Raw genomic sequence first — 461 nt, 5'->3', positions numbered from 1 at the left:
CGACGCCTGCCGCCGCCGCCGATGCAACCGCGTTGCGATGCTGCTTCAGCCGTGCCCCGGCTTCTTCCAGCGCATCCGTCGAAATGACGAGCACGGTGCCGACACCGTCGAACGCCTCGGTCAAGCCTTGCCGGTCCTCGAAGTCGGCCTTGCGAACCGCGATGCCTGCCATCGCGAGATCGGCAAGCGTTTCCGGGCTGCGTGTGCCCGCGATGATGCGTGCCGGTGTCACGCCGCGCGTCAGCAGATGCTGGATGACGAGGCGGCCGAGATGACCGGATGCGCCGGTGATGAAAATGGTGTCGTTCATGGACTGGCCTTGTTGCGAGTGTTAGTCTCATTTCGAGAGTGACTCGATCATCGGGCCTCTGCGTAGCTCCGTAAAGAAGGCAGTTTTTGAGGAGATAGTTACCAAATGGGAACCACCACCGAGATGCCGGCATGCCCCATCAAGGCGCGGC

The 461-nt window shown here is 62.5% G+C and carries 1 protein-coding gene; it reads right to left on the bottom strand.

Going from position 1 to position 461, the window contains the following annotated elements:
* On the bottom strand, positions 1 to 310 hold a 310-nt coding region (locus tag HWX25_RS33010), incomplete at its 3' end, for an NAD(P)H-binding protein (protein WP_175912792.1).
* Positions 311 to 461: the final 151 nt, after the last annotated feature.

Origin of the sequence: Burkholderia sp. BCC1640 (assembly GCF_902833125.1) — a bacterium.
Lineage (GTDB): Bacteria > Pseudomonadota > Gammaproteobacteria > Burkholderiales > Burkholderiaceae > Burkholderia > Burkholderia diffusa.
Note: the sequence above shows the minus strand (reverse complement) of the source record. Positions and strands in the feature narration are given on the sequence as shown.